Source organism: Streptomyces sp. NPDC093261, from assembly GCF_044753645.1.
Taxonomy (GTDB): domain Bacteria; phylum Actinomycetota; class Actinomycetes; order Streptomycetales; family Streptomycetaceae; genus Streptomyces.
In genome coordinates this window covers 1-15,172 of sequence record NZ_JBIVNO010000034.1, presented here as the reverse complement: position 1 = coordinate 15,172, position 15,172 = coordinate 1, and the positions used below count along the sequence as shown (strand labels likewise).

Below are 15,172 nucleotides of genomic sequence, written 5' to 3'. Positions count from 1 at the left end.
ACGTCATGACCACCGCCGAACGGGCGGACGAGCGAAAGGAATCACCGATGGCGCATCCTCTCCGGCTCCCGCGGCAGCGTCAGGGGGCATCTCCTCGTACAAGACGCGGCGCGAGGACGGGGGCCCTCGGCGCGCTGGCCGCAGTGACCGTCACCACCGCGCTGCTTGCCACCCCGGCATCGGCGACGGCCCGGGCACCACGTCCGCATCAGGCCGCGGATGCCTCCGTCCGCGGACTCGACGTCAGCGCCTACCAGGAGACCGTGGACTGGTCCGCGGTCTCCGCCGACGGAGCCTCCTTCGCCTACGTCAAGGCGACCGAGGGCACCTCCTACATCAGTTCCCGCTTCTCCCAGCAGTACGACGGCGCAGCGGCGGTCGGCCTGCTCCGCGGCGCCTATCACTTCGCCAGGCCGGACAAGTCCTCCGGCAGCGCCCAGGCCGACTACTTCGTCGACCACGGAGGCGCCTGGCAGCCCGACGGCAGGACGCTGCCCGGCGTCCTCGACGTGGAGGCCACGCCGGGCCTGCCCACCTGCTACGGGAGCAGCCCGAGCGCGACGGTCCGCTGGATCGCCTCGTTCGACGACGAGTACCGGCGCCGCACCGGCCGTCACGCGGTGATCAACACGAACGTGTCGTGGTGGTCGCAGTGCACCGGCAATTCCACTGCCTTCGCGGCAACCAATCTGCTCTGGGTCGGCAGCTGGACCGGTACTCCGCACCCGCTGCCCGACGGCTGGTCCACGTACGCCTTCTGGCAGACCTCCGACTCCGGCACGTTTCCCGGCGACCAGGACGTGTTCAACGGCACCGCGCAGGACCTGCGGAACCTCGCCGTCAACGGCACGTACACACCGCCACCACCGCCATCGGCGAGCGCGTGGCCGATCGTCCAGCAGGGCTACAGCGGCCGCCAGGTGGCCACCATCCAATACCTGCTCAACGCCCATGGCGCGGCGCTGTCGGTCGACGGCTCCTTCGGTACGGGAACCCGCGACGCGGTGATCGCCTTCCAGACCCGCAACCACCTCACCGCCGACGGCATCGTCGGCCCCGACACCTGGAAGGCGCTGATCACCACCGTCGGACAAGGCGACAAGGGCCCGGCCGTCACAGCGGTGCAGGCCGAACTCAACGCCCATGGCGCCCAGCTGACGGCCGACGGCATCTTCGGCCCCGCCACCCGCGACGCCGTGATCGCCTTCCAGACCCGCAGCCACCTCACCGCCGACGGCGTCGTAGGCCCCAACACCTGGCTGGCGCTGGTGAATTGACCACTTGGGCGCAGGCCGGTACGGCAGTGCCCCACCCCGCGGAGGAACAACGGATCACTCACGATTGGAGTCACTCACAGAACAAGCTCATCCGGACCCTGGGAGTCCTCGCCGTCACGGCGAGTGTGCTCGGCACCCAGTGCCGGGTCGATCGGGCGGCCCACGCCCTCGGCGATCTCCACCCACAGCATCCCGCCGGCGTCGGCGTAGACCGGCACCCCATCGGTGCTCACCCTGCCGGTTGCCTGCACTTCCCTGTCAAGTCGACGTGTTCAGCGGTCCATCTGATACATCGCCGCTTCAGTGCGATGGTCCGGTTGGGGTGCCGCTGACGGATGTGTGACCGACTCGAGAGACGTCCATGTGCCGCCCGCCGAGAACTGACCCGTCCTGCCGGGCGGTGCCTGGCCTACATCCCCAGCGGTGGGCGGGTCAGGACGGAGGAGTGTCGGCCCCGCGCCCGCCACTGCTGCCGGATGCGGTCGGCCACGGCCACTGAGGCAGGCAGGGTCAACAACGTGACGGCGGCGGCCCACGCCATGACGTTCACCGCTTCGAAGCTCATGTTGGCCAGCGGATTCCACCTGCAAGCAGGCTGGCCGCTGCCCCAATAAAGGCAGATGAAGTGGTCGCGTGAGGTCAGCGCCGCGAACGGAACCACGATGCCCGCCCCCAGCGCCGCGAGCACGCCGTGAAGCGCGCGCAGTTCGCTGTACGCGGTCCGCCGTGCCGCCAGAAGGCCCACGGCCAGTTGCAGCGTCATCGGGACGAGCGCGAAGTACAGGGGGACGTTGATACCCAACCACTTCACCGGAAGCGGAAAGGCCACGGCGCTGGCGACGTGTACTGCCCACAGGCCGACTCCGAAGGCCGCACCGAGGACGACACCACGTAACAGTGCGCGCAGCGGAGACTGGGGGCGCACTGAGATGAGCGCCGCGGCGACTTCCTTCGACGGCGGCCACAGCAGGAACCGTTCCGGCCCCGGCGAGCCCGTCCCGGCTCGCGCCCAGCGCAGCACCCGCACCCCGAACGGCGCGGCAAGCGGTAGTGCAGCGGTCGCCGCGACCACCGCGAGAACCGCCAGCGGTGGCGAGAGCACTATGGTCATGAAGAATACGTAGCCCACGTAGTCGAATGGGGTCGGCAGCGGATCCAGGAGTCTCGGCAGCGTCAGAAGGCTGAAGCCGGGCGTACCCACGGGGTAGACGCTGCCGAGCCAAACACACAGCAGCACGACTCCAGCCGCTGTCGAAGCCAGGATCGGCATGAGCGGACGGCGTGCGACAAGCACGAGGGGCACCCACATCCGGGCGACCACAGCGTTCCATCGTACGAAGCTGTAACCGACGACGCCGAGGAGCAGCCACCAGCAGAACTGCACCGAGATCGGATCGGCGATGCCAGCCGCCAGAGCCGTGAAATGCGCTTCGTCCGCACAAGCGCCAAGAGCAAGACCCCCGCCCACGGCCAGCCCCATTCGGTGCGCGCCCACCCATGTGGTGCGGTCCAGGTGGGCGGCCACGGTGAGCCGCCAGATGCCCGCGCCCACGCTGGTCCCGAGTGTTGTCGCAGCGAATGCGGCGCCCAGCACGCCGTAGCCGACCGGGCCGAGCGCATCCTCGGTCCACCACGCCACCTGCAGATAGACGAAGGAACACGACAACGCCAGCCCGAACGCCTCCCAGGCGGAGAACTGGAACAGCAGAGCCGTATCACTCAGTGCGGCCAGCCGTTTCGCCGCCGGGGGATGCATCCGACGGAACAGCGACCGTCGGGGTGCGGTCTGTTCGATGGCGCTCTGGGAGACGAGCAGATGCCGTAAGGCCGGCGCCCCTCGGGTCCACATGGCCGCCCGGGCGTCCGCGTAGAGTTCGCGGGAGCGCAGCACCGCCCCACTCGTGCAGGCGACCGTCACTGCCAGACCGCACTGGGCACCCATCAGCATGACCGCGAAGATCGCGTCACTTGGCTTCACCACCAGGCTGCCGAGCATGGACAAGGGTCCAAACAGAGCCATCGGGGCTGCTATGGCGAAGGTGAACAGCCGGTGGCAGATGAGAGTGACGAAGGCGATGTCGACGTCACGATTGCGCAGGTGCGCCAACTCGTGCAGGACGATCTCCCGGAACGCCTGGGAGTCTCTCCCGTGCAGCTGTAACAGGCCGCGGCTGAGCAGCACATAGCGCCGACCGATCCGCCCGAAGGCGAGTCCGGTGAGGCGCTGGTCTCGCCAGTCGACCACGAATCGCACCGAGGAGGGCAGTTCGGTGATCTGAATGAGGTCGCTGAGCGTCCGCCGGATCTCGGGGTGCGCGTCGGGCTTGAAGGGTCGCAGTCGGCGACGACGCAGCCGATAGGCCGGCAGTAGCCAGTAGGTGACGCCGACCACCAGCCACAGGGCGGCTATCAGGGCGATGTTCACGGCAGCCCCGTCGCCGGCCATGCTGGCCGGTACCCGACAACGGCGGATGAACTCGGCCTCGTCGGTGCCGGCCAGGGCGATATTCTTCGCCGCGCAGTCCGCCATCTTGTCGAAGGACTTCGAGTCGCCGCCCTGAAAAAGAAGGTAGACCGCGGTCCTGGCGATCTGCCCGAGTGCCACCGACATCGCCACGGACGTGCTCAGGACCAGCAACGCGAAGCGCAGAGAGGTCCCGGAGGGCAGCCGGAACGGGTGCTGAACTCCGACCGGGCCGCCGCTGACGGCGGCACGTGGTGCCCGGGTCATGAGGTGCCGGTCCCCGGGGCCCCGGTTGCGTGGTCGCCCTCCTCCCCGCCCTGGTTCCGGCCTGTGAGAACGCCGCCCACAATGGCGTCGGCGAGAAGCCGCGCCTGTCCTGCGGGCAGTCCGAGTGCGACTCCTCGGCCGTACGCGACCTCACGGATCAACTCAAAATCCGTCGAGCGCAGTTCGCCCGGCTCGATCGGCCCCACCGTGCCGCGGGCAACGTTCGTGCCGTCTGCGGGGCCGGTCGGGGAAGTCGCCGCTTCATCAGGGGAGACTCGCTCTGGCCGGCCGCCACCTGCCGGGTTGTCCGTCCGCGATCGGCGCCTGGGCCACCAGCGCCTGCCACGTCCCTCGCGCAGCGCATCGGTGGCGAGGTTCCCGGCGACCGCTGTTGCGACGGGCAGGGCGAACAGCGTCCAGGCCCCAGCGGCGATGACCTCGATGCCGATACCCAGCGGCTCGGGCCGGGTCCTGGCTGCCGTGCCCCCAGGATCCTCGAAGTAGACGTCGGCCGTTTCCTCGAAAAGTTCCAGCTCGTGCGGAGCCAAACGCCGCACGGCCGCCCGGGCGAGCTCTCGCGCCCACTCCACCTCGCTGCTTTCCATCCCACCCATGGACAGCCCGTCCCTCGTACTGACACAAGCGTCATCAGAGCGTGCCGAACGGAATCGTCAAACCGCAAGCCCCGTCCGTGCGTTCGCCGGAGTGTCGCTTTCGACAGGCGCATCCAACAAGGAGTTGGTGTTCCCTGTCCACGCCACCACGCGTCACTTACCCCGTCAACTGACCGGCCTTCGACACAGGCCCGCCGGCCTGCGCCGTCCAGCCATCGTTGGCTGAACCAGGACCCCGGGCTACCTACCGCCTCGCCAGCACACGGGCACGAGCTGAGGAGCCGGTGAAGGCCGGCCGAGCTCACGGCGACCAGACATACGGTGTCGTCGTGGTGACCGCGTGCAGGCCAAGCCGGGTGAGGATCGGGGCGCTGTCGGCTGAGGCGTCGACGTAGACGTAAGGGATATCGCGGGCAGCAACGAGCTGGGCTCGGTGGGCGACCATGGCCCGGTAGATGCCCTGTCCGCGCCATTCCTGGAGCGTTGAGCCGCCCCAGAGGCCGCCGAAGTCGACGCCGTCGTTGAACACTAGCCAGGCGGCGCAGACGACTTCGGTGCGTGCCTCGGCGACGAGTACGACGGTGTTTTCTGGGGTGTTCTCGATCCGGGCGGCCAGGTCGTCGGCCAGCCAGCTCCAGTCCTCGCCCCAGACGGTGCTCTCCAAAGCGGCGATGCGCTGAAGGTCTGATCTGGCGGTGACACGGCGGAGGGTCACACCGTCGGGCAGGACGGGGTCGGCAGCAAGGTCTGCGGACCGCCCGATGAGCACGGTTTCGCTGTCCTCAGCGACGAAGCCGGCCGCAGCGAGTCGGTCAGTGAGGTCGGCGGGGAGGTCGTGAGCGCGAGTCTTCCACTCGACTGCCTCACCACGGGCAGCGTAGAAGTCACGCTGCCGCGCTATGAGCGTGTCGAGCTCTTCCCCGTGCACACCAAGGTCGCGTGGGCCCGTGACGAAGCCGCGGTGCCACCCGACGACACGAGTCAACGGGCCGTCCTTCTCGATGCGGACGCTGCCGCCGGGCGAGGTGACACCGCGGAGTTGGGCGTCATACGCGGTGCGGAGCTCGTTGATCAGAATGTCCTTCACCCGAACACCGTACGGACCGGGTCAAGTGATTAAGCGCCGGTCGAAACCGCGCGAGCATCAAGGGCTGCGCTCTCTCAACCGGCCACGGGAGTGCAGAAACAGGCGCTGTCCGCTGCCACTTCCTTGCGCGCCGGGCGGGGCCGCCGCGCCGGCCGGCGGCGAAGCGGCGAGGTGCATGGGGCCGCCCTAGCCGGGCGGCGCCCAAACCTCCGGCCCGACGCGCCGCCACTCCACCCAGGCCGCACTCGCCATGTCCTTGGCTCGACATCGCCGGATCCAGCCCGGCGTAGGAACTCGACGAGGACGAGCAGCGTGTACGCCATGCCCATGAACCGGCTGCCGACGCGGACCCGCCTGCCGCCGTCCTCGGCCGGTGGGTAGACGACGACCTTCGGCGTCTTGGTCACCTTTCGGGGCCCGCTGCCCCGGGAGACCGCGTGGAACGGGTGCTGGGTGCGATGCGCTGTGAAGCAGGCAGGCCACCTCCTCACGGGTGGGCAGGAGGCGGCCTGTGCTGGAGTGGGTCTACTTGAACCAGTAGCGGACGCCGTGGTGGCGGGAGCAGGTGCCCTGCGAGTGCCGCGAGTACGACAGACTCGCGTCCTGGCACTTCGCCGTCTCGTACTTGTCCTTGGGCTTTTGGTGGTGGGTCCAGCCGCACACACCGGTCGTGTGGTGGATGCAGTGGTGGGCGGTGTTGGTGGACGGCAGTGTCGCCGCGGAAGCGGTCGGTGCGCAGAAGAAGACGGCAGCGACGGTGGCAGCAGCGGCTGAGGCAGCAAGACGTGCGCGCACAGGAATCCCCCCTGTAGTGAGCGATTGCAGCGGGAGCTTATAGCGGTTTGAATGACCTACGGGCCGGTATGGGTGCAGACCTCGATCTCCCGGCTCGTCGACAGGCTGTTCGCGCATGAGGCGGCGACGGCGCCGGCGAAGAGCACGTGGTGCAGCTGGACCGCGAGCCGGACAAGAGGCTCGGCGCCTGCTCGCCGAGACGCCGGCCGACCGTTGTTCCCGGGGCTCATGCACGCCGCGTCACCCATGGGGGCACCGCGAGGTGAATCAGTTGCCGGAGCCGAAGGGCACACGCCTCTGCGCGCTGCGCAAGCAGGAGTACGGTCCGGGCAGGGGGGAGTTGCTGGGAGGTGGCCACGACGACCGCGGCGCCACGGCGGTGGTCTCGGCGGGCGCCGAACTGCACCGGCGCGCGGGCGGGTACATGCGGCGGGCCGGTCTGGCGATGCGGGCACCGGCCTTGGGGGGTCCGGCCGTGCTGCTGGAACAGGTCCGCGAGCCCGGTCCACTGACACGACGACCGAATCGGACCAGATCACGTGAGACGCGGTGCACATCAGCCGAGACAGGACAAGTCCGGTGGAGGCAGTGCCGCCGCGCGCCCGCTGACCTGTGACACTGAAGCTTGATGGTTTGCCGCCGATGGCTGACCGGGGCGTTGTGGCCTGATGAGTAAAGGAACTCATGACGGCAACCGAGCTGTGGGGAAGGATCGGGGGATGACCACGCTGAGGATGACAAGAGCACGGCTCGGGATGCTGCCGTTGACGGTGATGGTCCTGCTGACGGCGGGGTGCGGAACGCATCGGGCAGGGGATACCGCCGACGTGTATCGGCGTTCGGGTGCAACGCCGACCGGTATATCGACGCCGGGTAAGCCGACGGACTTCCCCTGCTTCGGCGAGAGCCCGAAGCCGACGGCGTCCACGGCCGCCGCTACCCCCAGCTCAACCGTGCCGCCGACCGACCACTACGCCGAAAACCACGGTTTCAGAGTTCCCATCCCGCTCCACGGCCAGAGCCGCTGCGACGGACTCACCGCCGTCAAACGTGTCAAGAGTGCGCTCGAACCGCTGCGCCGGCGCGGTGACTTCGCGCCGGACAGCGTCCGCAACGCGCTCACTGGCCTCGGCTACTCCGCCGGGAAGGTGCAGGCCTACCAGGACGGGTCCGCCGGGGTCGGCTTCCTCATTGACATCGGCGCATCTCCCTGGTGTGTGGAGGGCACGATGAGCAGTGAGGTCACCAAGGCGGATGCCTTCGGCGGCTACCCCGACGGCACTGGCTGCGAGCCCCCGAACGGCGGGCACTGACCACAGCCCTCTGCCAGTGGCTCACCATCGACGGCGTGCTGACCCGGCGGGGTCTGTCAAGCGAGCGGCCCTGTCTCACTTCTGGCCTTGGGCTGATGGGAAGTACGAGGGTCTGAGCGTCACCGAACGCCATGCCGTAGATGGTGCGGCCTCCCTCCACGGACAGGGTCGGGGCCGGGTTGTCGCCGATCAGGAACTGGCCTGTCTCGGGCGTGATCACCTCCAGCCGCCGCGTCGACGCCAGGTCCCGCATTGTGTGGAAGGTGTCCTCGACGCTGGTGCGGAAGAGCCTCCCGCTCTCGCGGTCGCGCATGAACGAGGACCGTTCGATGAGGCGTTCGGCGAAGGCGCCCAGGGAAGCCGGGCCGGACAGATACAGGCCCGTCTCGCGCAGTGCCTCGAGGCGCAGCTGCTCCGGGTACTGGCTGATCACCTTGGCGATCAGGCGCGTGCGGGCCCGCTCGACCGAGTCGGTGTGCACATCGCCGTAGTGGAGAGACCAGCACTGTTGGAACCGAGGCCGAAACGGGCGCCGTTCCCGTTCGCGCGGCTGTACAGGTACTCGCCGTACTTCTCGCTCTTCCAATGCAACCAGCCGTTGGCTGACGCCGCTGTTGTGGTGGTGGCCACCGCGGCCACGGCCAGCGCCCCGTACAGCGCGAGTCGGGTGGTGGTAAGCCCTCGTTGCTTCTTCACCTCTATTTCCCTTCGTGGCGACGAACGTGGGGCCGGCGCGCCAGCCACCCCCGTAGGAGGCGCCCGGCCCCTGGCCAGACGGCATCGGTCCCTCTGGCGCTAGGCGGCGTGGGAGCCGGTGACCGCCTTGCATCACCGAGTTCAGCGGGCCGGGAATTGAATGGGCAGCAGGTTCAGTCACCCTGATCAATGGCCGCATCGCAGGTTGTAGGCGCAGCGTTCGCCCGCTGGCGAGACAGGCGGCTCGGGTTTGCCTTTGTGCCGCGGGCGTTTGTAGCGTGCGGGACCATTGCGCCGCGTCCACGGGGGAGGCGGGCTGGTGGTGGAGGTCGGTTGATGCCTGGGCGCCCGGAGAGCCCGCTGGATCCGAGCGACGGGCCGGTGGCACGGTTCGCAGCCGAGTTACGCAAACTGCGCGTGGAGGCCGGCAGCCCGACCTACCGGGTGATGGCGCAACACACCGGTCAGGGGGCGAGCACGCTGTCGCAGGCCGCGGCAGGGGAGCGGCTGCCGACCCTGGCGGTCGTGCTGGCGTATGTGAAGGCGTGCGACGGCGATGTGGCGGAGTGGGAGGAACGCTGGCGTCAGGCGGCCGAGGAGGCAGCCGCCGCCGCGGATCGGGACGATGATGCGGATGCGCCCTACCGCGGTCTGGCCCGCTTCGAGCCGGGGCATCGGGATCTGTTCTTCGGCAGGGATGCGCTCGTTGCCGAGTTGGCGGCGCTGCTGGATACCCATCGCCTGGTCGCGGTAGTGGGAGCTTCGGGCAGCGGCAAGTCCTCCCTGCTGCGCGCAGGCCTGATCCCTTCCCTGCAGACGTCCGCAACGCCGGATCGCCGGCCGGCAGCGATCCGGATCCTCACCCCTGGGCCGCATCCGCTCGGCACACAGGCCGGCGTGCTGGCACCGCGCGAGTCGGCCGAGGGCGACACGGTGGTCGTGGTCGACCAGTTCGAGGAGATCTACACACTGTGCCAGGACCCGGAAGAGCGCACGGCGTTCATCGATCTGCTGGTGAGCGCCGTCAGGCCGGACAGCAGCCTGCGCGTGGTGATCGCGGTACGGGCGGACTTCTTCGGCCGCTGCGCAGAACACCACCGGCTCGCGGACGCGCTGCGGCAGGCCACGCTGCTCGTCGGGCCCATGAGCCCTTCCGAGTTACGCGAAGCCATCGTCAAGCCGGCGGCCGCCGCGGGTTTGATCGTGGAACGCGAGCTGACCGCGAAGATCATCGGCGAGGTCGCGGACGAGCCGGGCGGGCTGCCGTTGATGTCCCATGCGCTGCGGGAGACTTGGCGCCGCCGCAAAGGCCGCGCTCTGACGGTGGAGATGTATGAGGCGACGGGTGGTATCCAGGGTGCGATCGCCAAGAGCGCTGAAGAGGTGTACTCGACGTTCTCGGATGCCGAGGCCGAGGCCGCCCGTCGGACCCTGCTGAGGCTGATCACGCCTGGCGACGGAGCTCCCGACACCCGCCGACCCACCCACTTCGCTGAACTGGACACCAACTCCCCCGAGGCCACGCACATCCTGGCCCGACTGGTCCGCACCCGCCTCATCACCCTGGACGGTGACACGGTGGACCTGGCTCACGAAGCCCTGATCACCGCTTGGCCGCGCTACCGGGCCTGGATCGAGGAACACCGTGAGCGGCTGCGGCTGCACCGGAAACTGACCGAGGCCGCTCACACTTGGGACGAACTCCACCGCGACCCCGGCGCCTTGTACCGCGGCACGCGCCTGGCCGCAGCCCAGGACGTCTTCGGTCCTGCCCGCCATCCGGACCTCACCGCGGTGGAGGGCGCCTTCCTTGCTGCCAGTGTCGATGCGCGTGACGAAGCCGAAACGGCCGCGGCGCGCACCACGCGGCGCCTGCGCTCATTCGCCGTGGCCCTGTCCGTCCTGTTGGTCCTCGCGCTGACCGCGAGTGTGATCGCCTGGAATCAGAGCCGGGTCAGCGAGCAGCAGCGGCATGCCGCTGAGGCGGCCCGGCATGTGGCCCTGTCCCGGCAGCTCGCCGCGCAATCGACTGGCCTTATGGGCACGGACCCCGAACTGGGCTCGCTGCTGGCCGTCCAGGCCTACCGGACCAGCCCCACCAAGGAGGCAACGACCAGCCTCTACGCCGCTGCCGCTTCCCCTCTCATGCGCCGCCTCACCGGCCACTCGGCGTGGGTGTCGGCACTGGCCTTCAGCCCCAACGGGCAGATCCTGGCCACCGCGAGCGACGACCACACAGTGCGCCTGTGGGACCCGGCCACCGGCCGCACCAGGAGCATCGTCGTCGGCCATCATGACGGCGTCGACTCATTGGCCTTCAGCCCAGACGGCAGCCTCCTGGCGACCGCGAGCGACGACCGCACCGTGCGCCTGTGGGATGCAGCCACCGGTCACCCGGTGCGGCAGTGGCACACCGCAGGCAAGGGTCCCGGTGAACGGGGTACCAACGGGCACCCCGACAGCATGGCGTCTGTGGCTTTCTGCCCAGACGGGCACACCCTTGCCACCACGAGCGACGGCCGCACCATAAGCCTGCGGGAGGTGGCCACCGGCCGCACCCACGCCACCCTCACCGCCCCCGACGTCACGGCGTCCGTCGCCTTCAGCCAGGACGGCCGCACCGTGGCCACGACAAGCGAGCAGGGCACGGTACGACTGTGGGGCACAGCCACCGGCCAACTGCATCTGACGCTCCCCGAAATCAACGCAGGCGGGGGACCGATGGCCTTCAGCCCAGACGGCCGCGCCTTCGCCGTCGGCAGCAGCGTCGACGGCACTGTTGGCCTGCGGAACGTGGCCACCGGCCGCACCCGTGCCACACTCACAGGCCACACCGATGCGGTCAGGGCAGTGGCCTTCAGCCCGGACGGACTCACCTTGGCCACCGCGAGCGACGACCGCACCGTGCGCCTGTGGGACGTAGCCACCGGCCGTACCCGCCTCACTCTGCCTGGACGCACCGACTGGATGGTGTCCCTGGCCTTCAGCCCGGACGGCCACACCCTGGCCACCGGCAGCTACGACGGCACCGTAAGGCTGTGGGATGTGAGCGCTCCCCGGCCACGCCTCACCCTCGGCCGAACCGGAATCGTCCTGTCGACGGCGTTCAGCCCCGACGGCCACACCTTGGCCACCGGAGCCTACGACGGCACCGCCCGCCTGTGGGACACGACCACCGGCCACTCACACGCGGCCATCGCCACTCACGACGAAGTAGCGCTGCTCACGTTCGGCCCGGACGCCCGTACCCTGGGCATCGCCAGCAGTTCGGGCACGCTGCGTCTGTGGGACGTGGCCGCCCGCCACGCCCGGACCGTACTCAGTGGCCGTGACGGCGCCACGGGGGCAGTGGTGTTCGGCCCTGACGGCCGCACCCTGGTCACCACGGACCTCATCCAGAGGCGCCCCAGCGCCAACGGTCAGCTCCCGGAAAACCTGCGGCTGCGGGACGTGGCCACCGGCCGCGCCCACACCATCCTCGGCACCACCGACGGAGTGGCGTCGGGAGCCTTCAGCCGGTCCGGACACACCCTGGCTGTCAGCGGCCACGACGGCACGGTGCGGATCTGGGACATGACCACACGGCGTATGCGCACCGTCCTCACCGACGGCGGCGCAGGAGCGCTGGCCTTGAGCCCGGACGGCTCCACCCTGGCCACCGCAAGTGCAGGCAACACCGTGAAGCTGTGGAACGCCGCCACCGGCCAACTCCAGACCACACTTACCAGCCATCAGGACACGGTGACATCAGTGGCGTTCACCCCTGACGGACACACCCTCGCCACCGGCAGCAACGACGGCACCGTGCGTCTGTGGAACGCCGCCACCGGCCAACTCCAGGCGACCCTCACCACTCCAACGAGTGTCGCATCGCTCACCTTCAGCCCCGACGGACACACCTTGGCCACCACAAGCGACAGCCCTGATCACTCTGGCCGCGCCGTGCGCCTCTGGGACGTGACCCCGCTCGACCTGTCCGGAGCAATCAGGAAAATCTGCCGGGCCGTCCACCGCGACCTCACCACACGGGAACGGTCGGTGTACCTCCCGGGACAGCGGACCACCCCGGTGTGTTCACCATGACCCGTCGCCATTCCGCACGTGCAGGGTCTGGCGGAGACGAACAGCAAGCTCGGCAAGGAGAACATCCGGAACCTGATCCGTCGCGGACAGCAGTCCTGGTTGGCGGCGGGGAACTGTTGCTACGTCCGAAGGCCGGAACCGGCAGAGACGGCGTGAAGGCCGGCCTCGGTCCGCACGGCGCCAAGGTAACGGACATGATCTGTTCACTGTGGCCGCGCGGTACAGGCCGGTGGGCGGCTTCCCGTTCCACCCACTGCGCGAGGCCCGCGAGGCCCCGCTGGGACTCCTGCTGCGCCTTGCTCGGGCGCTTCGCCGTACGACCGGCCGTCGAGGCGGGAGACGGCCCATCCAGCGGCTTGACGCCCAGCGTGGACAGCCGCTCCTGCTGCTCGGGCAGGAGTCGCGCCCAGGTGCCGGCTGCTTCTGCTGCTGGAGCCACTTGCCGATGTCGTCGCCGTCCATCAGTACGCCGGGCTGGATCTCGGGCAGGCGGCCGTCGGCGTCGACCAGGTTCGCCAGCACGCGGTAGTGCCGCTGCCAGTACGGCGACACGGGGGGCGGAACGAGGCGGAGGCGACCATGTCCTGCGGGTCCTCGTCGGGCTCCAGGAACACCGGCACGATGATCCGCGCGACCTCCGCAGCCTCGGCCCTGTCCTCCAGCGTCCACGAAGACCGCGGCCGGTACCCGGCCCGGAGTTCCGTCGCAGGGACATTGCGCCTGTCGCGGGCCTCGCAGGACAGTGCGACGGTGGTGACAGGGGCGCTTTTGAGGAGGACGGACAGGCGCGGGATGCCAGGTAACCAGAACCAGCCGGAATCGCCAGCGCGGCGTCTGCGTCTGGGCGTCGAGCTTGAGCTGATCGCCGACCAGCTCAGGTCGCTGGCCCACGCCCAGGACCGATTGCATGACCTGTATGAGGCGGTTCTCGGTCGAGAGGTGGATCTGTCCGTAGTTCTGAGGCTGATCGTCGACACCGCGATGGAGCTGGTCGGCGCCCGCTACGGCGCGCTTGGCGTGCTCGATGAGAACGGCGAATATCTCGACCGATTCATCCCCGTGGGCCTGTCGGAGCAGGAGCGGGCCGACCTGGCCGGGGTGGAGTTCCCGCATGGCCGCGGCCTGCTGGGCCGCTTGATCACCCACCCGGAACCGCTGCGGGTCGACGCCATCTCAGCCCATCCGGCCTCGGCCGGCTTCCCGCCCGGCCACCCGCCGATGCGCACCCTGCTCGGTGCCGCGATCAGTACCCGCGGCAAGGTCTACGGAGATCTCTACGTAGCCGAGCGCCGGGACGGACGGCCGTTCGACGCCCACGACGAAGCACTCATCATCGCGCTCGCCGGCGCCGCAAGCCTGGCCATCGACGACGCCCGCCTCTACGAACAGACCCGCCTCGACGCCGAACAGTTCCAACGACTTCTTCTGCCGTGCCTGCCCGACCTGCGTCCCTTCACTGCCGCCGCTGCCTACCGCCCCGCCGCCACGCCCGGCCACCTCGGCGGCGACTGGTACGACGCGCTGCTCGTCCCCGACCAAGCATGCGCAGCCGTTATCGGCGACGTAGTCGGCCACGATCTCCAGGCGGCTGCCGCCATGGCTCAGATCCGTAACATGCTGCGTGCCCTGCTTTACGATCAGCGCACTTCGCCCAGTGCAGTCCTCGCCCACCTCGACCGGGCCCTCGCCGCGATCACTGACCAGCCCGTCACCACCGCATGCCTCGCCCGCATCGAACCCGCCCAGCCAGGTGCCTGGACTCTGCGCTGGAGCACCGCAGGTCACCCACCACCCCTGCTGCTCACTCCCGACCACCGAGCTCGCTACCTGCATGCCGACCCCGACCTGCCCCTCGGTGTCGACACCGCGCAACCCCGCAACGACCACACCAGTCCCGTCCCGGCCGGTGCCACCGTCATCTTCTTCACCGACGGGCTCATCGAGCACGCGGCTTACCCCATCGACACCGGGCTGGAGCGCCTGGCCATGCTGGCCACCCGAGATGCCGCTCTGCCCCTGCAGGACCTCGTCCAAGGGCTGGCCGACCGCCACCCCAGCGACGGCCACGACGACATGGCCATCCTCGCGCTCCGCCCTCCGCGCATCTGACGAATCAGCCGGGCAGCCACGTGAAGAACCGGGCCAGCCAGGCCAGGCCAAGCCCGTCAGGGAGGCGGTCCGGAAAAGCCGGATGCGCTGCACACCGCCTGCTTGCGCGCGCCAGCACCGGCAGCAGGGGGCTGAGGGATGGGACTCGCCTCCCTGTCATGCCTGATCGATCGGTGAAGGGTCGTTTAGCGTCGCATGGGGACGGGGACCCGCACCGTACGCCGCCGAGTGCTGAAGCTCCGCCGAGCCGGGCCGGTGGCACAACCACCGTTTCCCTGACCAAGGCGAACGGCCCCCAGAGGCGTGCCGTAGCCACAGACCCCGTCGCGGCACTTGCGAGAGTCAGGTTCTTTGCGCCCTCTGCATCACCACCATGCCGCGCGGCACCCAAGGGAGCAATTATGAAGGCAGCGGTATATGAAGGCCCGCGAACGGTCGCCGTGAAGGACGTACCGGACGCGAAGATC

10 protein-coding genes and 1 pseudogene are annotated in these 15,172 nt (G+C 69.3%); 4 read left to right on the top strand and 7 right to left on the bottom strand.

What is annotated here, in order from left to right; translation table 11 throughout:
- Window positions 1-47 precede the first annotated feature (47 nt).
- Entirely contained in the window at window positions 48-1,277 is a 1,230-nt protein-coding gene (locus tag ACIP94_RS37095) for a GH25 family lysozyme (protein ID WP_402436124.1), read from the top strand.
- Window positions 1,278-1,351: 74 nt separating this feature from the next.
- Here ACIP94_RS37095 and ACIP94_RS37090 read toward each other — a convergent pair whose 3' ends face one another.
- The 5 genes from ACIP94_RS37090 to ACIP94_RS37070 form a co-directional block, all read right to left on the bottom strand.
- Window positions 1,352-1,528 carry a DUF6296 family protein gene (locus ACIP94_RS37090; protein ID WP_402436121.1) on the bottom strand — a complete coding sequence of 59 codons (177 nt, stop codon included), beginning with the start codon at window positions 1,526-1,528 and terminating at the stop codon, window positions 1,352-1,354.
- Between the two features lie 158 nt (window positions 1,529-1,686).
- Window positions 1,687-4,008, bottom strand: a complete 2,322-nt coding sequence (locus ACIP94_RS37085; protein ID WP_402436118.1) for a M48 family metallopeptidase — start codon at window positions 4,006-4,008, stop codon at window positions 1,687-1,689.
- Complete coding sequence (locus ACIP94_RS37080; protein WP_402436115.1) at window positions 4,005-4,613, bottom strand: hypothetical protein; 609 nt, start codon at window positions 4,611-4,613, stop codon at window positions 4,005-4,007. Before ACIP94_RS37080 ends, ACIP94_RS37085 begins: the two co-directional genes overlap by 4 nt.
- A gap of 310 nt (window positions 4,614-4,923) precedes the next feature.
- On the bottom strand, window positions 4,924-5,709 hold the full coding sequence (locus ACIP94_RS37075; protein ID WP_402436112.1) for a GNAT family N-acetyltransferase: 786 nt from the start codon (window positions 5,707-5,709) through the stop codon (window positions 4,924-4,926).
- 525 nt (window positions 5,710-6,234) lie between these two features.
- Window positions 6,235-6,504 carry a DUF3761 domain-containing protein gene (locus ACIP94_RS37070; RefSeq protein WP_402436109.1) on the bottom strand — a complete coding sequence of 90 codons (270 nt, stop codon included), beginning with the start codon at window positions 6,502-6,504 and terminating at the stop codon, window positions 6,235-6,237.
- Window positions 6,505-7,259: 755 nt separating this feature from the next.
- Between ACIP94_RS37070 and ACIP94_RS37065 the strand changes: the two genes are divergently transcribed.
- Complete coding sequence (locus tag ACIP94_RS37065; protein ID WP_402436106.1) at window positions 7,260-7,817, top strand: hypothetical protein; 558 nt, start codon at window positions 7,260-7,262, stop codon at window positions 7,815-7,817.
- Here the strand turns inward: ACIP94_RS37065 and ACIP94_RS37060 are convergent.
- Window positions 7,747-8,298, bottom strand: coding sequence for a hypothetical protein (locus ACIP94_RS37060; protein WP_402436102.1), 552 nt, complete (start codon window positions 8,296-8,298; stop codon window positions 7,747-7,749). The genes ACIP94_RS37065 and ACIP94_RS37060 overlap by 71 nt on opposite strands.
- A 596-nt stretch (window positions 8,299-8,894) precedes the next feature.
- On the opposite strand from ACIP94_RS37060, the gene ACIP94_RS37055 reads away from it, so the two are divergent.
- Entirely contained in the window at window positions 8,895-12,596 is a 3,702-nt protein-coding gene (locus ACIP94_RS37055; RefSeq protein WP_402436097.1) for a hypothetical protein, read from the top strand.
- 196 nt (window positions 12,597-12,792) lie between these two features.
- On the opposite strand, the pseudogene ACIP94_RS37050 reads toward ACIP94_RS37055, so the two are convergent.
- A pseudogene (locus ACIP94_RS37050) lies at window positions 12,793-13,136 on the bottom strand (helicase associated domain-containing protein); the annotation flags it as partial.
- Window positions 13,137-13,388: 252 nt separating this feature from the next.
- On the opposite strand from ACIP94_RS37050, the gene ACIP94_RS37045 reads away from it, so the two are divergent.
- Complete coding sequence (locus ACIP94_RS37045) at window positions 13,389-14,705, top strand: PP2C family protein-serine/threonine phosphatase (protein ID WP_402436093.1); 1,317 nt, start codon at window positions 13,389-13,391, stop codon at window positions 14,703-14,705.
- Window positions 14,706-15,172 lie beyond the last annotated feature (467 nt).

Bases quoted from the DNA above. Each gene is read 5' to 3' on its own strand.
- ACIP94_RS37045 (WP_402436093.1), top strand. From the start codon at position 13,389: ATGCCAGGTAACCAGAACCAGCCGGAATCGCCAGCGCGGCGTCTGCGT.
- ACIP94_RS37085 (WP_402436118.1), bottom strand. From the start codon at position 4,008: ATGACCCGGGCACCACGTGCCGCCGTCAGCGGCGGCCCGGTCGGAGTT.
- ACIP94_RS37080 (WP_402436115.1), bottom strand. From the start codon at position 4,613: ATGGAAAGCAGCGAGGTGGAGTGGGCGCGAGAGCTCGCCCGGGCGGCC.
- ACIP94_RS37065 (WP_402436106.1), top strand. From the start codon at position 7,260: ATGCTGCCGTTGACGGTGATGGTCCTGCTGACGGCGGGGTGCGGAACG.
- ACIP94_RS37095 (WP_402436124.1), top strand. From the start codon at position 48: ATGGCGCATCCTCTCCGGCTCCCGCGGCAGCGTCAGGGGGCATCTCCT.